This is a genomic window from Salmonella sp. SAL00653 (assembly GCF_046552515.1).
Classification (GTDB): Bacteria; Pseudomonadota; Gammaproteobacteria; order Enterobacterales; family Enterobacteriaceae; genus Salmonella; species Salmonella enterica.
In genome coordinates, this window is the sequence record NZ_JBGDTY010000003.1 from 326417 (window position 1) to 348002 (window position 21586).

At 52.8% G+C, this 21586-nt stretch carries 18 protein-coding genes and 2 pseudogenes; 11 read left to right on the top strand and 9 right to left on the bottom strand.

Going from position 1 to position 21586, the window contains the following annotated elements:
* Positions 1-179: 179 nt before the first annotated feature.
* From flhB to ACLJRU_RS06335, 4 genes are all read left to right on the top strand, one after another.
* Positions 180-1331: a flagellar biosynthesis protein FlhB gene (gene flhB / locus ACLJRU_RS06320; protein WP_000797082.1), complete on the top strand. Its 1152-nt coding sequence runs from the start codon at positions 180-182 to the stop codon at positions 1329-1331.
* On the top strand, positions 1324-3402 hold the full coding sequence (flhA, locus tag ACLJRU_RS06325) for a flagellar biosynthesis protein FlhA (protein WP_000002392.1): 2079 nt from the start codon (positions 1324-1326) through the stop codon (positions 3400-3402). Before flhB ends, flhA begins: the two co-directional genes overlap by 8 nt.
* Positions 3402-3794: a flagellar protein FlhE gene (gene flhe / locus ACLJRU_RS06330; RefSeq protein ID WP_023235019.1), complete on the top strand. Its 393-nt coding sequence runs from the start codon at positions 3402-3404 to the stop codon at positions 3792-3794. The genes flhA and flhe overlap by 1 nt, the downstream gene beginning before the upstream one ends.
* 236 nt (positions 3795-4030) lie before the next feature.
* The gene (locus ACLJRU_RS06335) at positions 4031-5122 is read left to right on the top strand and encodes a glycoside hydrolase family 105 protein (RefSeq protein ID WP_000989902.1); all 1092 of its coding nucleotides are present in this window, start codon (positions 4031-4033) and stop codon (positions 5120-5122) included.
* A gap of 101 nt (positions 5123-5223) precedes the next feature.
* Here the strand turns inward: ACLJRU_RS06335 and mrdA are convergent, their stop codons facing one another.
* Positions 5224-7095, bottom strand: a complete 1872-nt coding sequence (gene mrdA / locus ACLJRU_RS06340) for a penicillin-binding protein 2 (protein ID WP_001540255.1) — start codon at positions 7093-7095, stop codon at positions 5224-5226.
* Between the two features lie 188 nt (positions 7096-7283).
* Complete coding sequence (gene argS, locus ACLJRU_RS06345) at positions 7284-9017, bottom strand: arginine--tRNA ligase (protein WP_023235018.1); 1734 nt, start codon at positions 9015-9017, stop codon at positions 7284-7286.
* A 236-nt stretch (positions 9018-9253) separates the two neighbouring features.
* On the opposite strand from argS, the gene ACLJRU_RS06350 reads away from it, so the two are divergent.
* Together ACLJRU_RS06350 and cutC are read left to right on the top strand one after the other, a co-directional pair.
* The gene (locus ACLJRU_RS06350) at positions 9254-9823 is read left to right on the top strand and encodes a VOC family protein (RefSeq protein WP_000024796.1); all 570 of its coding nucleotides are present in this window, start codon (positions 9254-9256) and stop codon (positions 9821-9823) included.
* A gap of 19 nt (positions 9824-9842) precedes the next feature.
* Positions 9843-10589, top strand: coding sequence for a copper homeostasis protein CutC (gene cutC / locus ACLJRU_RS06355; protein ID WP_001185768.1), 747 nt, complete (start codon positions 9843-9845; stop codon positions 10587-10589).
* A 235-nt stretch (positions 10590-10824) separates the two neighbouring features.
* Here the strand turns inward: cutC and cmoB are convergent, their stop codons facing one another.
* From cmoB to ACLJRU_RS06380, 5 genes and pseudogenes are all read right to left on the bottom strand, one after another.
* Positions 10825-11796 (bottom strand): tRNA 5-methoxyuridine(34)/uridine 5-oxyacetic acid(34) synthase CmoB, encoded by a 972-nt coding sequence (cmoB, locus tag ACLJRU_RS06360; protein WP_000569034.1) that lies wholly within the window; start codon positions 11794-11796, stop codon positions 10825-10827.
* Positions 11793-12536 (bottom strand): carboxy-S-adenosyl-L-methionine synthase CmoA, encoded by a 744-nt coding sequence (gene cmoA, locus ACLJRU_RS06365; protein ID WP_000019615.1) that lies wholly within the window; start codon positions 12534-12536, stop codon positions 11793-11795. The genes cmoB and cmoA overlap by 4 nt, the downstream gene beginning before the upstream one ends.
* A 40-nt stretch (positions 12537-12576) precedes the next feature.
* Positions 12577-12972: an MAPEG family protein gene (locus tag ACLJRU_RS06370; protein WP_000252975.1), complete on the bottom strand. Its 396-nt coding sequence runs from the start codon at positions 12970-12972 to the stop codon at positions 12577-12579.
* Between the two features lie 52 nt (positions 12973-13024).
* On the bottom strand, positions 13025-13843 hold the full coding sequence (locus ACLJRU_RS06375) for a DUF72 domain-containing protein (protein ID WP_000639226.1): 819 nt from the start codon (positions 13841-13843) through the stop codon (positions 13025-13027).
* Positions 13840-14408: pseudogene (locus ACLJRU_RS06380) on the bottom strand (hydrolase). Before ACLJRU_RS06380 ends, ACLJRU_RS06375 begins: the two are co-directional and overlap by 4 nt.
* Before the next feature lie 324 nt (positions 14409-14732).
* On the opposite strand from ACLJRU_RS06380, the gene aspS reads away from it, so the two are divergent.
* The 4 genes from aspS to ruvC all read left to right on the top strand — a co-directional run bounded on the left by aspS (position 14733) and on the right by ruvC (position 18388).
* Positions 14733-16505, top strand: coding sequence for an aspartate--tRNA ligase (aspS, locus tag ACLJRU_RS06385; protein ID WP_001258626.1), 1773 nt, complete (start codon positions 14733-14735; stop codon positions 16503-16505).
* A 102-nt stretch (positions 16506-16607) separates the two neighbouring features.
* A complete protein-coding gene (gene nudB / locus ACLJRU_RS06390) occupies positions 16608-17060 on the top strand; it encodes a dihydroneopterin triphosphate diphosphatase (RefSeq protein ID WP_000653693.1) in 453 nt (150 codons plus the stop codon).
* Positions 17061-17089: 29 nt separating this feature from the next.
* Positions 17090-17830 (top strand): YebC/PmpR family DNA-binding transcriptional regulator, encoded by a 741-nt coding sequence (locus ACLJRU_RS06395; protein WP_000907244.1) that lies wholly within the window; start codon positions 17090-17092, stop codon positions 17828-17830.
* A gap of 36 nt (positions 17831-17866) precedes the next feature.
* The gene (gene ruvC, locus ACLJRU_RS06400) at positions 17867-18388 is read left to right on the top strand and encodes a crossover junction endodeoxyribonuclease RuvC (protein WP_000022511.1); all 522 of its coding nucleotides are present in this window, start codon (positions 17867-17869) and stop codon (positions 18386-18388) included.
* 1 nt (position 18389) lies between these two features.
* Here the strand turns inward: ruvC and ACLJRU_RS06405 are convergent.
* Both ACLJRU_RS06405 and ACLJRU_RS06410 read right to left on the bottom strand, forming a co-directional pair.
* Positions 18390-18988: pseudogene (locus ACLJRU_RS06405) on the bottom strand (YebB family permuted papain-like enzyme).
* 667 nt (positions 18989-19655) lie between these two features.
* Positions 19656-20552, bottom strand: a complete 897-nt coding sequence (locus ACLJRU_RS06410; RefSeq protein WP_023235016.1) for a DUF4034 domain-containing protein — start codon at positions 20550-20552, stop codon at positions 19656-19658.
* A 419-nt stretch (positions 20553-20971) separates the two neighbouring features.
* On the opposite strand from ACLJRU_RS06410, the gene ruvA reads away from it, so the two are divergent.
* Positions 20972-21583 (top strand): Holliday junction branch migration protein RuvA, encoded by a 612-nt coding sequence (ruvA, locus tag ACLJRU_RS06415; RefSeq protein ID WP_000580334.1) that lies wholly within the window; start codon positions 20972-20974, stop codon positions 21581-21583.
* Positions 21584-21586 lie beyond the last annotated feature (3 nt).

The following is a 21586-nucleotide window of genomic DNA, read 5'->3' on the forward strand; positions in this document are numbered from 1 at the left end:
ATGGCGCTGCGCTTATCGGGTCCGAATCCGTCAACCCGGCCGGATACGATACTTTCTTATCGTATCCGGCTATCTCTATTAACGCCATAAACCCCGCCTTTTTTACCGCTTACTCTGCCCATTGGCGTAAAGCGGTTCTGGCATCATTCTCGCTTATCAATCTATCCAGGGTTTGCTGCGTGGCAGAAGAGAGCGACGACGACAAAACAGAAGCCCCCACACCCCACCGACTTGAAAAAGCGCGGGAAGAAGGGCAGATCCCCCGTTCCAGAGAACTGACCTCACTGCTGATATTGCTGGTGGGCGTTTGTATTATTTGGTTCGGCGGCGAGTCGTTAGCGCGGCAGCTGGCGGGAATGCTCTCAGCAGGCCTGCACTTCGATCACCGTATGGTGAACGATCCTAACCTGATCCTGGGGCAGATAATTTTGCTGATTAAAGCGGCGATGATGGCACTGCTACCGCTCATCGCGGGCGTGGTGCTGGTGGCGCTTATCTCGCCGGTTATGCTTGGCGGCCTGATTTTTAGCGGTAAGTCGCTACAGCCAAAATTTTCTAAATTAAACCCGCTGCCGGGAATTAAGCGCATGTTTTCGGCGCAGACCGGCGCGGAACTGCTAAAAGCGGTGTTGAAATCCACGCTGGTCGGCTGCGTTACCGGCTTTTATCTCTGGCATCACTGGCCGCAAATGATGCGCCTGATGGCGGAGTCGCCGATCGTCGCAATGGGGAATGCGCTGGATCTGGTTGGACTCTGCGCGTTACTGGTGGTACTGGGCGTGATTCCGATGGTGGGATTTGACGTGTTTTTCCAGATCTTTAGCCACCTGAAAAAATTACGCATGTCGCGGCAGGACATTCGCGACGAATTTAAAGAGAGCGAAGGCGATCCGCATGTTAAGGGCAAAATTCGCCAGATGCAACGCGCCGCCGCGCAGCGCCGCATGATGGAAGATGTGCCGAAAGCGGACGTCATTGTCACTAACCCGACGCACTATTCCGTGGCGCTGCAGTATGACGAAAACAAAATGAGCGCGCCGAAAGTGGTCGCGAAGGGGGCTGGATTAATAGCGCTGCGCATTCGCGAGCTCGGCGCTGAACATCGGGTTCCCACTTTAGAAGCGCCGCCGCTGGCGCGGGCATTATATCGCCACGCCGAAATCGGTCAGCAAATTCCCGGGCAGTTATATGCTGCCGTTGCGGAAGTGTTGGCCTGGGTCTGGCAGCTTAAACGCTGGCGGCTTGCGGGCGGGCAACGTCCTCCACAACCTGAGAACCTTCCGGTGCCAGAAGCGCTGGATTTTATGAACGAGAAGAATACTGATGGCTAATCTGGTCGCGATGCTGCGCCTGCCCAGCAACCTGAAATCGACGCAATGGCAAATTCTTGCCGGGCCGATCCTCATTCTGCTGATTTTGTCGATGATGGTGCTGCCGCTGCCTGCTTTTATCCTCGACTTATTGTTTACCTTTAATATTGCGCTATCAATCATGGTGCTGCTGGTGGCGATGTTTACCCAGCGCACTCTGGATTTTGCCGCGTTTCCGACCATCCTGCTGTTTACCACGCTACTGCGTCTGGCGCTTAACGTCGCCTCAACGCGCATTATTTTGATGGAAGGGCATACCGGCGCGGCGGCGGCGGGAAAGGTGGTAGAGGCGTTCGGTCATTTCCTGGTCGGCGGTAACTTCGCGATCGGGATTGTGGTTTTTATCATCCTCGTCATTATCAACTTCATGGTCATCACCAAAGGCGCCGGACGTATTGCCGAAGTCGGCGCGCGCTTTGTGCTGGACGGTATGCCCGGTAAGCAAATGGCGATTGACGCCGATCTTAATGCCGGTCTGATTGGTGAAGACGAGGCCAAAAAACGGCGTTCGGAAGTCACTCAGGAAGCTGACTTCTACGGCTCGATGGACGGGGCTAGTAAATTTGTACGCGGCGACGCCATCGCCGGTATTCTCATCATGGTCATTAACGTGGTCGGCGGGCTGCTGGTCGGCGTATTGCAGCACGGAATGAGCATGGGCAGCGCGGCGGAAAGCTACACCCTGCTGACCATTGGCGACGGCCTGGTCGCCCAGATCCCGGCGCTGGTTATCTCCACGGCGGCGGGCGTCATTGTGACCCGCGTCAGTACCGATCAGGATGTAGGCGAGCAGATGGTTGGCCAACTGTTCAGTAATCCAAGGGTGATGCTGCTGGCGGCGGCGGTGCTGGGGCTGCTTGGCATGGTGCCAGGAATGCCTAACCTGGTATTTTTACTCTTTACCGCCGCTTTGCTCGGCCTGGCATGGTGGCTGCGCGGGCGCGAAGAAAAAGCGCCAGAGGAGCCGCAGCCGGTAAAAATGCCGGAAAATAACTCGGTGGTCGAAGCCACCTGGAATGACGTACAGCTTGAGGATTCACTGGGAATGGAAGTGGGCTACCGCCTGATCCCGATGGTGGATTTTCAACAGGATGGCGAATTGCTCGGACGTATTCGCAGCATTCGTAAAAAATTCGCGCAGGATATGGGGTTCCTGCCGCCGGTGGTCCATATTCGCGACAATATGGATTTACAGCCTGCGCGCTATCGTATTTTGATGAAAGGGGTAGAGATTGGCAGCGGGGACGCCTATCCGGGACGTTGGCTGGCTATTAACCCCGGCACGGCGGCGGGAACGCTACCGGGCGAGAAAACCGTCGATCCAGCTTTTGGCCTTGATGCCATCTGGATTGAAAGCGCCCTGAAAGAGCAGGCGCAAATTCAGGGCTTTACCGTTGTTGAAGCCAGTACCGTTGTGGCGACGCACCTTAACCACTTGATTGGCCAATTCTCCGCCGAACTGTTTGGCCGCCAGGAAGCGCAGCAACTGTTGGATCGTGTCTCTCAGGAGATGCCTAAACTCACGGAAGATCTGGTCCCCGGCGTCGTGACCCTCACGACTTTACACAAAGTCCTGCAAAACTTACTGGCGGAAAAAGTCCCGATTCGCGATATGCGCACCATTCTGGAAACGCTGGCGGAACATGCGCCGTTACAAAGCGATCCGCATGAATTAACCGCCGTGGTACGCGTGGCATTAGGACGAGCGATTACGCAACAGTGGTTCCCCGGTAATGAAGAAGTGCAGGTGATTGGCCTGGATACCGCGCTGGAGCGTTTGCTGCTTCAGGCATTGCAGGGCGGCGGTGGACTTGAGCCTGGGTTGGCGGATCGCCTGCTGGCGCAGACGCAAGAGGCGCTTTCTCGCCAGGAGATGCTTGGCGCGCCGCCGGTATTACTGGTTAACCATGCGCTACGTCCATTATTGTCCCGCTTTTTGCGGCGCAGTTTACCGCAGCTGGTGGTGTTGTCGAACCTTGAGCTTTCCGATAACCGTCATATCCGCATGACGGCGACCATTGGAGGAAAATAATGCGTAACTGGCTGGCGTTGTTGCTCTTTCCCCTGACGGTTCAGGCCGCAGGCGAAGGCGCGTGGCAGGATAGCGGTATGGGTGTAACCTTAAATTACCGGGGGGTTTCCGCATCGTCTTCGCCATTGTCGGCGCGTCAGCCGGTTTCCGGTGTGATGACGCTGGTCGCCTGGCGTTATGAACTGAATGGCCCGACTCCCGCGGGCTTACGGGTACGGTTATGTTCCCAGTCCCGTTGCGTAGAACTTGATGGTCAGAGTGGCACGACCCACGGTTTTGCTCATGTTCCCGCAGTCGAGCCGCTCCGCTTTGTCTGGGAAGTCCCCGGCGGCGGCCGACTTATCCCGGCGTTAAAAGTGCGGAGCAATCAGGTGATTGTGAACTACCGCTAACAGCCCCTTTCTTTGCCAGGTAGCAGACCTGACTCTCTTTTTGAATAAATGGAAACGCTGTTTTATAAAATGGTGAGGTAGGTTGCCGGACTCTTTGCGTTTTTGCCATTTACGCTCTGGCAATGGCAGAAACAAAAAGGTTTCCGCCCAGCTTAGCTTTTACTGTAGCGAATCGACTGCGTCGGCGGTAAAACTGCACGCAGCACTGAATTCGACATTACACAGAGGTTAAGCAAATGATGGTTTATCCAGTCAAACACAGTCCGCTATTGCGTCAGCCTGAGCATTTTATCGCCAGAGATGAACTAAAAGCCCTGGTGCAAAAGGTGACGCATAACCTGGTCAATATTAAAGATGAGACAGGCGAATTTTTATTGCGACTGGACGACGGACGCGTGATCGATACTAAAGGCTGGGCTGGATGGGAGTGGACGCACGGCGTGGGCCTGTACGGAATGTATCACTATTACCAACAGACCGGCGACCAGACGATGCGTAAGATCATTGATGACTGGTTTGCCGATCGTTTTGCGGAAGGCGCGACGACGAAAAACGTTAATACGATGGCGCCGTTTTTAACGCTGGCGCATCGCTATGAAGAGACGCGTAATCCAGCGTATTTACCGTGGCTGGAAACGTGGGCCGAATGGGCGATGAATGAAATGCCCCGTACCGATCACGGCGGAATGCAGCACATCACGCTGGCGGAGGAAAATCATCAGCAGATGTGGGACGACACGCTAATGATGACGGTGCTGCCGCTGGCGAAAATCGGTAAATTGTTGAACCGGCCGGAATATGTGGAAGAGGCAACCTATCAGTTCCTGCTGCACGTGCAGAATTTGATGGATAAAGAGACGGGGCTGTGGTTCCACGGCTGGAGCTATGACGGTCATCATAACTTCGCTAACGCTCGCTGGGCGCGCGGCAACAGCTGGCTGACCATTGTGATCCCGGATTTTCTTGAACTGCTGGACTTGCCAGAAAATAATGCCGTGCGCCGTTATCTGGTCCAGGTACTGAATGCGCAGATCGCCGCGCTGGCGAAATGTCAGGATGAAAGCGGTTTGTGGCATACGCTGCTTGACGATCCGCACTCTTATCTTGAGGCGTCGGCGACGGCGGGTTTTGCCTACGGTATTCTTAAAGCGGTGCGCAAACGCTATGTCGAACGGCACTATGCGCAGGTGGCGGAAAAAGCTATTCGGGGGATAGTGAAACATATCTCGCCGGAAGGCGAACTGCTGCAAACGTCATTTGGCACTGGCATGGGCCACGATCTCGATTTTTACCGTCATATTCCGTTGACCTCTATGCCTTACGGGTAGGCGATGGCTATGCTGTGTTTGACGGAATATCTGCGTAACTATTTCTGATGTATGCGGATATTCCGGTCGTATCCTTGTCTGATGGCGCTTTGCTTATTTGACTATGGCGCCTGACCCGACTGTGTGGTATCAGCCTGTGGATCAAACAGGTGGTCAAGGATTTTTCGCATGATGGGCGCGGCGGTAACGCCGTCGCTTCCGCCGTTTTCCAGAATCAAGGCAATGGCGACCTTAGGGTTTTTATACGGTGCAAAAGCGGTATAAAACACATGATCGCGCAGGCGAATGGGGATCATTTTCGCATTGTAGGTCTGATTTTCTTTCAGGCTAAACACCTGCGACGTGCCGCTTTTGGCCGCAATGCCGTAGGGCGCGGTGTGAAAGAACTTATAGCCCGTTCCGTTGGGTGCATTCGCCATGCCGTACATCGCCTGACGCACCAGTCCCCAGTATGGCGACGCCGGATCGGCTATCTGTGCCGGTGTTCCTGAAGGACGATACGGAACCACCGTTTTGCCGCTCTCTTCATTGAGTAACAGGTGAGGGGCAATCACCTTACCGTTGTTGATGAGCGCCACCATCGCTTTTACCATCTGGATGGGGGTGGCAATCCAGTAGCCCTGGCCGATGCCGACAGAGATGGTATCGCCCTGATACCAGGCTTTTTTATGGACCCGCTGTTTCCATGCGCGGCTGGGAAGCAGCCCGTCATACTCTTCATTAAGGTCGATACCCGTCGGTTTGCCATAGCCGAACTGAGACAACATCGTGTCGATACGGTCAATACCCATCATATAAGCGACCTGATAGAAAAAGGTATCCGCAGATTCCTCAATCGCTTTAGTGACATCCAGCATACCGTGTCCGGTTTTTTTCCAGTCCCGGTAATGCCGCTGCGTGCCGGGAAGCGTCCAGGTTGGCGCGCCAAAGAAGGTGGTTTGCGGCGTAATAATCCCGCATAACAGCGCGGACATCGCCATATAGGGTTTAACCGTTGACGCCGGGGGATAAAGCCCTTGCGTCACGCGGTTGATCAGCGGCAGATTTTTATCGTGCAGCAGTTTGCCGTAATCCTGATAGCTAATGCCTTTTACAAAGGGGTTCGGATCGTAGCTGGGCATAGATACCATCGCCAGCACTGAACCATCGTGCGGATCTTCAACCAGTACGGCAGCACGCTGCCCGGCCAGCAAACTTTCAATGTACTCTTGTAAATGGAGATCCAGCGTCAGGTGAATGTTCTTACCCGCGATGGGAGGAACGTCTTTCAGCAGGCGGACAATACGCCCGTGATTATCCACCTCGACCTCCTGATAACCGGTTTTGCCATGAAGATCGTTTTCGTAGTAACGCTCAATCCCCTGTTTACCGATGTTATGGTCCGCCGCGTAATTCTCTGCCAGCCCTTTTTTATCCAGCGCTTTAAGGTCGTTATCGTTTATCTTTGACACGTAACCGAGAACATGCGCCAGCTCCGCGCCGTAAGGATACTGCCGATCCTGATAGCTATTGATCGTGACGCCGTTGAAATGAAACTGATTGACCGCAAAGCGTGCGATTTCAACATCCGTTAGCGCGTTTTTGAGCACCACCGGACGATAGCGGCTACTGGATTTTAGCGCATGGCGAAAGTCGGCGATATCATCGGGGGAGAGATCAACAATAGGGGGGAGCTGTTTTAGCAGCGCATCCATATCGGCAATTTTATAGGGCGTAACCGCGATATCATACCAGGTTACGTTACGCACCAGCGGAATGCCGTTGCGATCGTAAATGATGCCGCGCGTGGGCGCGACGGGTAGCATCTTGATATCGTTCTCATTCGAACGGGTGGTGTAGTAGTGGTGCTGACGGATTTGCAAGTTATAGAGGTTGAAGATCAGGATACCAAAGCAGACAACCACTACACCAAACGCCACAATCACACGTCTCAGGAAGAGTTTCTCTTCCGCATCAAAGTCTTTAAAAGTCATTACCTGTACCTGAACAATCCGCTGCCTAATGATACGGGGCGGTCAGCGCCAGCACAGGTAAAAGATGTTCCATCTCTCTATAGAAATGTGTCATTCCTTGTGATTTGTTACAGATATACCGCTGTGGCAATAAAAAGGCCTGAGTCCGTTACCCGGAGTCAGGCCTGATGATATTAACGACGGCGCGTTTACATGCGTTCTACGGTTTCGATACCCAACGTATCCAGACCCAGTTTCAGCGTCTTCGCCGTCAGTTGCGCCAGTTTTAAGCGGCTATTGCGAACCGCGTCATTCTCGGCACTGAGAATAGGGCAGTGCTCGTAGAAGCCGGAGAACAGCCCGGCGACGTCATACAGATACGCGCACATGACGTGCGGCGTACCTTCACGCGCGACCACCGTCAGGGTTTCTTCAAACTGCAGCAGACGGGCGGCGAGCTGCGCTTCGCGATCTTCGCTAATGATAACCGGCGCGCTCGCCAGCGCCTGCTCGTCGATATCCGCTTTACGGAAAACAGACAGCACACGCGTATAGGCATACTGCATATAAGGAGCGGTATTGCCTTCGAAAGCCAACATATTATCCCAGTCGAAGATATAGTCAGTGGTGCGGTTTTTTGACAGATCGGCGTATTTCACCGCGCCAATACCGACGGCGTTAGCCAGTTTTTCCAGCTCGTCAGCCGGCATATCCGGGTTCTTCTCCGCCACCAGACGACGCGCGCGCTCCAGCGCCTCATCCAGCAGGTCCGCCAGTTTCACCGTACCGCCCGCGCGAGTTTTAAACGGTTTACCGTCTTTACCCAACATCATGCCGAACATGTGGTGTTCCAGCGGAACGGAATCCGGTACATAACCGGCTTTGCGCACAATGGTCCAGGCTTGCATCAGGTGCTGGTGCTGACGGGAGTCAATGTAGTAGAGCACGCGGTCGGCGTGCAGCGTTTCGTAACGGTATTTGGCGCAGGCGATATCGGTAGTGGTATACAGATAACCGCCATCTTTCTTCTGAATAATGACGCCCATCGGATCGCCTCCCTTGTTTTTAAACTCATCAAGGAAAACCACCGTTGCGCCTTCGCTTTCAACCGCCAGGCCTTTGGCTTTCAGATCGGCGACAATGCCCGGCAGCATCGGATTATACAGACTTTCGCCCATCACATCGTCACGCGTCAGAGTGACGTTCAGGCGATCATAGGTGATCTGGTTTTGCGTCATCGTGATATCAACCAGCTTACGCCACATCTCACGGAAATAGGCATCACCGCTCTGTAATTTGACGACGTAGTTACGCGCGCGCTCGGCAAACGCTTCATCTTCGTCATAATGCTTTTTCGCATCGCGGTAAAATCCTTCGAGATCCGCCAGCGCCATGTCGCCCGCGTTTTCCTGCTGCTGTTTTTCCAGCCAGGCGATAAGCATACCGAACTGGGTACCCCAGTCGCCGACGTGGTTAGCGCGAATAACATGATGGCCCAGAAACTCCAGCGTGCGTACTGCCGCATCGCCGATAATCGTGGAGCGTAGATGACCAACGTGCATCTCTTTCGCGACGTTGGGCGCGGAGTAGTCAACGACAATTGTCTGACGAGTCGGCTGAGAAACGCCCAGACGATCGGAGGCCAGCGCCTGTTGCACCTGTTCAGCGAGAAAAGCCGGTTCGAGGAAAATATTGATAAAGCCAGGGCCGGCGATTTCAACCTTGCTGGCGATGCCGCTGAGATCCAGATGAGTCAGCACCTGCTCTGCAAGTTGTCGGGGGGCCATACCCAGTTTTTTCGCAACTGCCATCATGCCGTTGGCCTGATAGTCGCCGAACTGAACTTTGGCTGACTGACGAACCTGGGGCTCGCAATCTGCAGGCGCGCCTGCAGCAATCATGGCCTGACTAACTTTTTCTGAGAGAAGAGCCTGAATATTCACCGGAATACCTTACGTTTATGAAGCGGGCTGTATTGCCCGCGCCAGTTTAAGAATTAGGGCGGGAGTATACTGCAAATGCCCGTTGGCGTCAGCATTGCGCGCGCGGCGCGTCGCCTGAAATATACGCAACAATAATCTGCATAAGCATTCAATAAACGCCCAATCAAATCAAAGGTTGGTTGCCGGGGCGCAACAGCGTAAATTAGCGGTTTTCACAGCAAGAAGAGCGTCCTGATATGGCGAACTGGCAACACATTGATGAACTGCATGATATTTCCGCAGATTTACCGCGATTCACTCTGGCGTTCAGAGAACTTTCCACTCGCCTTGGTCTGCAGATTAGCGCCCTTGAGGCCGATCACATTTCATTGCGCTGTCACCAGAATACGACGGCGGAGCGTTGGCGTCGCGGTTTTGAACAATGCGGTGAGCTACTGTCGGAAAATATCATCAACGGCAGGCCGATTTGTCTGTTTAAACTGCATGAACCGGTATGTGTGGAACACTGGCGGTTTTCTGTTATTGAATTACCGTGGCCGGGAGAAAAACGCTATCCACACGAAGGGTGGGAGCATATTGAAATCGTGCTGCCCGGCGAGCCGGAGACCTTGAACGCGAGGGCTCTCGCATTGTTGTCGGATGAGGGGCTTAGTCAGCCGGGGATCGTGGTTAAAACCAGTTCGCCACAGGGCGAGCATGAACGTTTGCCAAACCCTACGCTGGCTGTGACCGATGGCCGCGTCACGGTAAAATTTCATCCATGGTCGATTGAAGCGATTGTCGCCAGCGAACAGGCGGCCCATTAACCTGCCGAGCGGAGTGAATATGGCGTTACTTGAGATCTGTTGTTACAGCATGGAATGCGCGCTCACCGCGCAGCGAAACGGTGCGGATCGTATCGAACTGTGCGCCGCGCCGAAAGAAGGGGGGCTTACGCCTTCTTTCGGCGTCTTACGCAGCGTACGCGAGCATATTACGATTCCCGTACATCCGATTATTCGTCCTCGCGGCGGGGATTTTTACTACACTGACGGCGAATTTGCCGCCATGCTGGAAGATATCCGCCTCGTCAGAGAGTTGGGGTTTCCCGGGCTGGTTACTGGTGTGTTGACCGTTGATGGGGATGTCGATATGTCGCGAATGGAAAAAATAATGGCGGCGGCCGGACCGCTGGCGGTGACATTCCACCGCGCCTTCGATATGTGCGCTAATCCCTTCAATGCGCTAAAGAATCTGGCTGACGCAGGCGTAGCAAGAGTACTGACTTCCGGGCAAAAAGCCGATGCGGCGCAAGGTTTATCAATAATTATGGAACTTATTGCCCAGGGGGATGCTCCAATCATTATGGCTGGTGCGGGGGTTCGTGCAAATAACCTGCAGAATTTCCTCGATGCCGGAGTACGGGAAGTACACAGTTCCGCCGGAGTCTTACTGCCTTCGCCGATGCGCTATCGCAATCAGGGGTTATCGATGTCTGCCGATATACAGGCGGACGAGTATTCTCGCTATAGGGTAGAGGGTGCGGCGGTCGCTGAAATGAAAGGAATCATTGTTCGCCATCAGGCCAAATGATTTTTACCGTTGCATCATGTCGCCCAATATGATGCTTGCTCGTACCAGGCCCCTGCCAATTCAACAGGGGCCTTTTTTTCTCCTTCATATTTCAAGCCGCAGCAGCGTTGGCCGCCTCGCGCACCCCGGTCACGTAGCTACCTACGTTCCCGGGGATTTGCTGCGTTGCCGCCTTGCTGCAACTTGAACTATTTTGGAGAAACGGTGCTATACGTAACGGTCATTCGGCAATCCATCACGGTTTACGCGCAATCAGCACCGCGCGCTGCGGGGCGGGGTAGCCTTCCACCGTCTTGCTGCGATCGTTCGGGTCAAGAAAATCGGCCAGCGACTCGGTAACCATCCACTCGGTGCGACGCTGCTCTTCGGTGGTGGTGACGCAAACGTCAGCGATACGCACATCAATAAAGCCGCATTTTTCCAGCCATTTTTTTAATGCCGGCGCGGAAGGAATAAAATAGACGTTACGCATCTGCGCGTAGCGGTCACCCGGCACTAGTACGGTATTTTCGTCGCCGTCGATGACCAGCGTTTCCAGTACCAGTTCACCCTCGTTGACCAACTGATCTTTTAACTGCCACAGATGTTCCAGCGGCGAGCGACGGTGATAAAGCACCCCCATCGAGAAGACGGTATCAAATGCTTTCAGCGCCGGGAGTTGTTCAATGCCCAACGGCAGCAGATGCGCGCGCTGATCGTTACCCAACAGTTTACGCACCGCCTCAAACTGGCAGAGGAAAAGCTGTGTAGGATCGATGCCGACCGCCAGATGTGCGCCCGCGCCAATCATCCGCCACAGGTGATAGCCGCTGCCGCAGCCGACATCAAGGATCGTCCGGCCGGTTAAATCTGACAGATGCGGCAGTACGCGATCCCACTTCCAGTCGGAGCGCCATTCGGTATCAATATCTACGCCATAAAGCGAGAACGGGCCTTTACGCCACGGCATCAGATTACGCAGCAATGTATCAATACGCTTTAGCTGACCTTCGCTGAGCGGCGTTTCGCTTTCCGCCGTGACGCTGTGCAGTAAATCCAGCCGCCAGGGCGTCATTTCCGGTAAAAATTCTACCGCGTTCGACCACTGTTTAAACAAGCCATGCTGCTGCTCGCGTTGCCAGGCGGCAATCTGCGCGGGCAATGTTTCCAGCCAGTGGGAGAGATGATTTTTAGCAATGAGCTGATAAAAGTTACCAAACTCGATCATGCGGCAACTCCGGCTTTTAACGCGACAAGCGACCCGAAATTAAAGCACTGGAACCACAGTTCACTGTGTTCGAAACCCGCCTTACGCAGGCGCGATTTATGTGTTTCCACCGAGTCGGTGAGCATCACGTTTTCCAGCATACTGCGCTTCTGGCTGATCTCCAGTTCGCTGTACCCATTAGCGCGTTTAAAATCGTGGTGCATGTTGAATAACAGCTCGCCCACTTTCGCGTCTTCAAAGCTAAATTTTTCCGACAGTACCAGCGCGCCGCCGGGATTCAACCCCTGGTAAATCTTATCCAGCAATGCCTGGCGTTCGGCAGGTTCAAGGAATTGCAGGGTAAAATTCAGCACCACCATCGAGGCGTTTTCAATAGTGATATCGCGGATATCGCCTTCAACGACTTCAACCGGCGTAGGCGCTTTATACGCATCAATATGACGGCGGCAGCGTTCAATCATGGCCGGGGAGTTATCGACGGCGATAATGCGACAATGCTCATGGCGGATATTACGCCGAACAGACAGCGTCGCGGCGCCCAGCGAGCAGCCCAGATCGTAGACCTGCGTGTTCGGCTGCACAAAGCGTTCAGCTAACATGCCGATCATGGAGATGATGTTGGAGTAGCCTGGTACCGAACGCTGAATCATGTCGGGGAAAACTTCGGCTACTCGTTCATCAAAAGTCCAGTCGCCGAGACGGGCGATAGGCGCAGAAAAAAGCGTGTCGCGGTGAGACATAACGTATACATCCGGGAAAAATAAAGGCGCATATTGTGCGCTAATACAGGGAGAAAACCAACTCCCAGGGCATATACCACAGGTTTGCCAGCACCATCAGCAACAATGCGCACCAGGTAGCGCTCATCCCCGCCCGCCGCCAGCGGAACAGGCGGTGGTGAAAACCGTAATAATGCATCAGCCGACCGGCGATTAAAATGATGCCGCAGATATGCACCATCCACGTTTCGGCGCCGTTCATTTCCATAAACAGCAGCAGCACCAGCGCGACAGGAATATATTCCACCGCGTTGCCATGAATACGGATGGCGCTTTGTAATTCGCTAAAACCGCCGTCGCCATAGGCGACACGGTACTGCATTCGCAAGCGAACGACATTAAAAGAGAACTTCATTAATAATAACGCACCCAAAACGGCATACAGCGCGCTTACCATACAAACTCCCTTTTAAAATGGCTGATGGCACTGTCTATGATAGGGGGCATTTTCAGAAAAGAGAAGATTGCTGTGGAATGGACGGAGCAGTGCCGATTTCCGGTAAGACGCTGCGTAAATCATGCCAAAGTGTATTCACCAGTTCCGGCGCCTGCGCGATATCCGGAGTATGTAAAAACAGAAAAGGCGTGGTGGTCTGCCGCCACTGCGGGAGTTTCTGCAACCAGGCGGCGAAAAATTCACGGTTTTGCGCCATATTGTCGCTACCGATAAAACGCACCATCGGATGGCTGGCCGTCACGACCGCATGTACCGGGACTTTGGGTTTTTTTCGCTGCGCGTCGCGGACGGCCTCGCTGTGGGGATGGGCGGCATGTACCGGACGACTATCCAGGATCACGCGGTTTACGCCGCGCGCGTGTAACCCGCGATTGAGCCGCTGTTCATCCTCACCCTTGTCAAAAAAACACGGATGACGAACTTCTACGCCATAGGTAAACGTGGCGGGGAGCGCATCAAGAAACTGCCATAAGGCGGGGAGATCGCGCGGTCCAAAGGCGGCGGGCAACTGCAGCCAGTATTGGCCAATACGCGTTTCCAGCGGCGCCAGGCGGGTAAAAAACGCCTGTACCAGATCGTCGCAATGGCGCAGCGCGGCCTGGTGAGAAATGGTGGCGGGAAATTTAAAGCAAAAACGGAAATCGTCCGTAGTTTGCGCATACCAGCGATCGACAATTTCCGCTTTCGGCAGCGCGTAAAGCGTGGTGTTGCCCTCTACGCAATTAAAGTGGCGGGCATACTCTTCCAGACTGGTGATGCCGAGCCGCGCCCATTTCGGGTGCGACCATTGCGGCAGGCCAATGTAGATCATAAGGCGTTTAAAATATCCTCTACGCTGCGTACCCGGCCAATGCGCGGGAAAATATGCGTCATACTGCTCTGATGCTGCTCACTGCTGGCGGCGCTACAGGCATCTTCGGCAATAATAAGGTTAAATCCTAACTCCCAGGCGTTACGCGCTGTGGATTCGACGCCGATATTGGTTGAGATTCCGCACAATATGATGGTGTCGATACCCCGGCGGCGAAGTTGTAATTCCAGGTCGGTGCCGTAAAACGCGCCCCACTGGCGTTTAGTCACTTCCAGATCGCTGTCCTTTTTACCCAATGCCGTAGGCCAGGTCCACCAGTTTTCCGGCAACGCGTGCGCAGGCGTTGCGGCATCCACCGGCTGTTTTAACGCTTCGGCATAATCATCAGACCATCCAACGCGTACCATATAACCACGGGCGAGCCGTTGGCACGACACTTTTCCGCCAGCCGCGCGGCGCGGGCGACCACCTCATTTGCCGTATACGGGCCGCCGGCAAACGGAAGAATTCCTTCCTGTAAATCAATAACCACCAGGGCGGTTGTGGTCGCGTTGAGTTTCAGCATGATAATCACTCTCCTAAAAATAGCGGATTTCACTACACCTTAAGCGCGATTAAAGAGGAAAGCGGCGACAAATATTGTTAATTTTTGTGAGCATACGCAATACCCGCGTGAAAAACCCGGGTACAGTCAGTATGAACCAAGTGTCGATACCGCATGAAACGGGCAAGTTATCGCTCCCATGCTGGATTGACTCTTATCGTGCGGCAGAATTTCCAGTATAATAGCCGCCTTTTTTCATCCAGTTGTGACATACAGCTAAAGCTGCGACTTCGTCGCCTGCATGGCAGGCAACAATCCGCCTGCGGCTAAGTTAAGGGATATCTCATGCGTACAGAATATTGCGGACAGCTACGTCTGTCCCACGTGGGGCAGCAGGTGACTCTGTGTGGTTGGGTCAACCGTCGTCGTGATCTTGGCAGCCTGATCTTTATCGATATGCGCGACCGCGAAGGTATTGTGCAGGTGTTCTTCGATCCGGATCGTGCGGACGCGTTAAAGCTGGCCTCTGAACTGCGTAATGAGTTCTGCATTCAGGTTACGGGCACCGTGCGTGCGCGTGACGCGAAAAACGTCAATGCGGATATGGCGACCGGCGAAATTGAAGTGCTGGCGTCCTCTCTCACTATCATCAACCGCGCAGACTCACTGCCGCTTGACGCTAACCACGTTAATACCGAAGAGGCGCGTCTCAAGTACCGCTATCTGGATTTGCGTCGTCCGGAAATGGCGCAGCGCCTGAAAACTCGCGCCAAAATTACCAGCCTGGTGCGTCGTTTTATGGACGATCACGGTTTCCTTGATATTGAAACGCCGATGCTGACCAAAGCCACGCCGGAAGGCGCGCGCGACTATCTGGTGCCTTCGCGCGTGCACAAAGGTAAATTCTACGCTCTGCCGCAGTCGCCGCAGCTGTTCAAACAGCTCCTGATGATGTCCGGTTTCGACCGTTACTATCAGATAGTCAAATGCTTCCGTGATGAAGACTTACGTGCTGACCGTCAGCCGGAGTTTACTCAGATCGACGTCGAGACCTCCTTCATGACCGCGCTACAGGTGCGCGAAGTGATGGAAGCGCTGGTGCGCCATTTGTGGCTGGAAGTGAAAGGCGTGGATCTGGGGGATTTCCCGGTCATGACGTTTGCCGAAGCGGAACGTCGCTACGGTTCCGACAAGCCAGACCTGCGTAACCCGATGGAACTGGTAGATGTCGCTGACCTGCTGAAATCGGTAGAGTTCGCGGTCTTCGCGGGCCCGGCTAACGATCCGAAAGGCCGCGTGGCAGCGCTGCGTGTGCCTGGCGGCGCACAGCTTAGCCGTAAGCAGATCGACGATTACGGTAACTTTGTTAAGATCTACGGCGCGAAAGGACTGGCATATATCAAAGTTAACGAGCGCGCGAAAGGTCTGGACGGGATTAACAGTCCGGTGGCCAAGTTCCTGACCGCCGACATCGTCGACGCTATCCTTGAACGTACCGGCGCGCAGGACGGTGACATGATCTTCTTCGGCGCAGATAACAAAAAAGTGGTTGCTGATGCGCTGGGCGCGCTGCGTCTGAAACTGGGCAAAGACCTGAGCCTGACCGACGAAGACAAATGGGCGCCGCTGTGGGTGATTGACTTCCCGATGTTCGAAGACGACGGCGAAGGCGGTCTGACCGCGATGCACCATCCGTTCACCGCCCCGCGTGACATGACGGCGTCTGAACTGAAAACTGCGCCGGAAGAAGCCGTCGCTAACGCTTACGATATGGTGATTAACGGCTATGAAGTGGGCGGCGGTTCGGTGCGTATTCACAACGGTGAAATGCAGCAAACCGTATTTGGTATTCTCGGTATCAATGAGCAGGAGCAGCGCGAGAAGTTCGGCTTCCTGTTGGATGCGTTGAAATACGGTACGCCGCCGCACGCGGGCCTGGCGTTTGGTCTGGACCGTCTGACCATGCTGTTGACCGGCACCGATAATATTCGTGATGTTATCGCCTTCCCGAAAACGACCGCCGCCGCGTGTCTGATGACCGAAGCGCCGAGTTTCGCTAACCAGGCAGCGTTGACGGAGTTGGGGATTCAGGTTGTGAAGAAAGCCGAGAATAACTGATATGAACAATGTACACGACATCATTCGCGTGATATCGCGGCGGCCCGCAAGGGAGAGTCTCATCAATGCGCGGCGTCACTCAACAGCCAACAACGAGGTCGCGTGAAGGATAAAGTGTACAAGCGTCCCGTTTCGGTCCTGGTGGTTATTTTCGCGCAGGATACGAAACGGGTGCTAATGTTGCAGCGACGCGACGACCCTGATTTTTGGCAGTCAGTGACTGGCAGCATAGAAGAAGGGGAGACCGCGTTGCAGGCCGCCGTACGTGAAGTCAAAGAGGAGGTCACGATTGATGTTGCGGCAGAGCAACTGACCTTAATCGACTGCCAACGTACGGTGGAGTTTGAAATTTTTTCACATTTACGTCATCGCTATGCGCCGGGCGTTATGCACAATACAGAATTCTGGTTCTGCCTTGCGTTACCGCATGAGCGGCAGGTGATATTCACTGAACATCTGACGTACCAGTGGCTTGATGCGCCTGACGCAGCGGCGCTTACCAAGTCCTGGAGTAACCGGCAAGCGATTGAAGAGTTTGTCATTAACGTCGCCTGAAAAGGCGCGCTTTTTTTGAGGAAATATTTATGGCAGGTCATAGTAAATGGGCCAACACCAGACATCGTAAAGCTGCGCAGGATGCCAAGCGCGGTAAAATCTTCACTAAAATTATTCGTGAACTGGTAACGGCAGCTAAATTGGGCGGCGGCGATCCGGATGCCAACCCGCGTCTGCGCGCTGCTGTAGATAAAGCGCTGGCCAACAATATGACCCGCGACACTCTGAACCGTGCCATCGCTCGCGGTGTGGGTGGTGATGAAGACTCGAACATGGAAACCATCATCTATGAAGGTTATGGTCCTGGCGGCACGGCCATTATGATTGAGTGTCTGAGTGACAACCGTAACCGTACCGTAGCGGAAGTGCGTCATGCTTTCAGCAAGTGCGGCGGTAATCTGGGTACCGATGGCTCAGTGGCGTACCTGTTCAGTAAGAAAGGGGTCATCTCCTTTGAGAAAGGCGATGAAGACACCATCATGGAAGCTGCTCTGGAAGCTGGCGCGGAAGATGTTGTGACCTATGATGATGGCGCGATTGATGTTTACACTGCCTGGGAAGAGATGGGCAAAGTGCGTGACGCGCTGGAAGAGGCGGGTCTGAAAGCGGACAGCGCCGAAGTGTCCATGATCCCGTCAACCAAAGCGGATATGGATGCGGAAACCGCGCCGAAACTGCTACGTCTGATCGATATGCTGGAAGACTGTGACGATGTCCAGGAAGTCTACCATAACGGTGAGATCTCTGATGAGGTGGCGGCGACCCTGTAATGGTGCTGTTAAACGCCGGCGGGCAGGGGGTATAGCGTGTCGATTATTCTCGGTATTGACCCCGGCTCGCGCATTACCGGTTATGGCGTTATCCGCCAGGTAGGCAGACAACTGACCTATCTGGGCAGCGGATGTATTCGCACCAAAGTCGATGATTTGCCGTCTCGTTTGAAGCTCATATACGCAGGCGTGACGGAAATCATCACGCAGTTCCAGCCGGACTATTTTGCTATCGAACAGGTGTTTATGGCGAAGAACGCCGATTCAGCCCTCAAGCTGGGACAGGCGCGCGGCGTCGCGATTGTCGCCGCGGTCAATCAGGAACTGCCCGTGTTTGAATACGCGGCGCGTCAGGTGAAGCAAACCGTCGTCGGTATTGGTAGCGCGGAGAAAAGCCAGGTTCAGCATATGGTGCGCACGTTGCTCAAACTGCCCGCTAACCCGCAGGCAGACGCCGCAGATGCGCTGGCTATCGCCATTACGCATTGCCATGTTAGCCAGAACGTGATGCAAATGAGCGAGAGCCGACTCAATCTGGCGCGGGGAAGGTTGCGCTAAATCATTCTCCCTCAGCCTCGCGTTGAGGGGTTTCAATTCCACAGGCACTAATTAATTCTAAATTGGGATGTTGCCACAGGCTGGCTGGCGTCACCGTCTTACGATCCCACGGGATTGAACCTAAAAACCAGAACTTCCAGAAGGCGAGTTTCGCATCAGGATTGCTGTGAAGTAATTCTTCGAATGTCTCAATATCGCCTACCGGAATACATAATGCTTCTTTATAGATATCAAACACAAATTTCGAGCAGAACTGGCGCGATGACTCGTATTTAAACCCCGTGTGATAAAACTTATTCAGCCGGGCGGGAACCTGTTCCATGATGGCGAGTTTCTGTTCGACCGCAGACCGCCGCACAGGCGACGAACCGCGTAACGTTGTCCAGCTGAACGTTGTATAAACAGTGACAGCGTGGTGACGGTTGAGAGGGGGACGCGACTTTCCGCCACCAGATAGTCATCACCATTATGACCAATAATAATCCCAACATGGTTGCTCCAGCACTGTGAAGCGGTGGATATCTGGCCGAAAAGCGCGGCACCTATACAGGTAAAGACGATATCCCCGGTTTCATATTGGACAGAATAATGTTTTTTCATGTTCATGTTCCATTATTACCTAAAATAATATCCTTTATTTTACGCTATTGGATAATTAGCATTATACTCACATAATGACAAGGTATTATTATCAATAAATATCCATCATGAATATTATAATTTACGGTGATAATGTTTTTACCTCTTTCCAGAGGTGAAAGTGAAAGGGAAGATAGACGAACGCAGGGAATAAGTGGACTGTCCTTTCCATATTATATAATTGTTTGTATCGCCATATATTTTTTTGAGTCTATGTTATTGTCTGGTTGTGTTTCTCTTCATGCTTATTGCTTATTGCTTATTGCTTATTGCTTATTGCTTATTGCTTATTGCTTTTGTTTTTAATAGGCATGTGAGGTGTGATCTGGCAAGAGTGGTTGGCGCAAATATTTGGCTGACTCTGCGTTATATTAAGCGCCAGGGGGAACAGGAGGCGAAAGTGCAAAAGGTTAGGTTGCAATGCAAAAAATATCGAGTTTGTACTGTTCATCAATCGCTGATTATTATTCTTGTAAAGGGTAAGGAAGTGATTAACAACGGTACCGTTTATCTCGTTCATGGTCCAGAGGTTGAAGGACATTTTCCATTAAACCACCTCTGCATATAACGGCTGAGGCGGCTTAATTCAATTAATGCTGTGCATTAAACTGTGATGGTAATCTGGCAATTATTGGAAGGACTGCTGGCACTCCCGATAATTTAACCCTTGTGGCCAGGTATCCCGCTCCGTTTCCCCTTGAATCATTTTATCTGCTTTCACAAAGGAGTCTTTATCGCGGGCAATGCAGGAAGTTATCAGAATATTATTAAGCGTGCGGGTTGATGGGAACTGTTTGTAGCGATCTCTCCAACCTTGCAGCATATCGTCCCAGGAGACAATCTGACGTTTATTCAGTAAAGCCATTAATTCAGGTTGGTAATGGATTGCATTACTCCAGATATAAGCGTAGTAAGAAAGTCCCGATTGATCTTTGTTTTTTTCTGCGGCCACTCTGGCGATTTTTTCGACTTCTTCCGGAGAACCACCCCATTTAGGCAAACGAGCGACCATGGCCTCGATATAAATATTTTGATAGGCGGGATATTTTTTGCTGGCTTCTTCCAAAGTGCTATAGAGCAGCTCTTTATCCTCAAGATTGCGTGCGACCATTTCCATTTCCTGATACCAGGTCACATCTTTGTCGGCAATATCTTTGTTCTTTAACAGATACTCTTTTTCCTGAATCATCAGCTTCTTATATTTCGGCCATATATCAGAGTCCACCGTGCTGGCCGCACCTTCACCGCGTAAATTCACGGCTTTAGCATCAAAAACCATTGCTTGCAGCAGCCTTGCACCCGTGGATTTGGGGTTTGCTTTAAGCCACTCTTTTGCCACGCCAGAAATACCATTGTCGGAAACATCTACTGAAAAAAGATTATAGATCCCTCCCCATGCGATAACCAGTTTATGAGTTCCGCCGCTGGTTGTCGGGAATCCGGTATTGTATTCCTGAAACATAGCGTCCAGCTTGTCCCACTTTTGGCTGACAGTATAGGCGATAGCTTGTTGCTCAATGGCCATTCTTTCCCGTGTTTCCGTGAGGCTATTAGCTGACGCCAGCGCAGGAATAGCCATTAATGCACCTATGACAATATTTTTCAATAACATTGAATTTCTGTCCTGAATGATTAAATAACAAGATGATTAAAAATGTTTATAAAGGATGTGCTTTCACCGGAGGAAATTCAAGCTATAGTGATAATGCGTATCTGGACTTTTTATTTATTATTCTTACAGAAAATGTTATTGAATTATATTTATTATAGACACTTATTATATCTCCACATCATGGGGCGCGGCGGCACCCGGTGGTGTTGCGCGACCGATTCGAAGGGAAGGCCATTGAGATAGGCGAATAACGTGTTTTTCATCTGGATAAACATCCAGTCTTTTTTTATGATAGTGCATTATCTTTTCAGCCCTTTACGCAGGAGCGTCATGTGATAGGCAGACTCAGAGGCATTATTCTCGAAAAACAACCCCCGATCGTGCTGCTGGAGACAGGGGGCGTAGGCTATGAAGTACATATGCCTATGACCTGCTTTTACGAGCTGCCGGAGGCCGGGCAGGAGGCAATCGTCTTCACCCACTTTGTGGTGCGTGAAGATGCGCAGTTGCTGTACGGATTCAACAATAAGCAAGAGCGCACGCTGTTTAAAGAGCTAATTAAAACGAATGGCGTCGGGCCTAAGCTGGCGCTGGCGATTCTCTCCGGCATGTCGGCGCAGCAGTTTGTGAATGCGGTTGAGCGCGAAGAGCTTGGCGCACTGGTGAAGCTGCCGGGTATCGGCAAGAAAACCGCCGAAAGGCTGATTGTCGAAATGAAAGACCGCTTTAAAGGGCTACATGGCGATCTCTTTACGCCAGCGGTCGATCTGGTATTGACATCGCCGGCCAGCCCAACCTCGGAAGATGCAGAACAAGAAGCAGTTGCTGCGCTGGTGGCGCTGGGTTATAAACCGCAAGAAGCCAGTCGGATGGTAAACAAGATCGCCCGTCCGGATGCAAGCAGTGAAACACTGATTCGCGACGCGTTACGCGCCGCGTTATGAGGT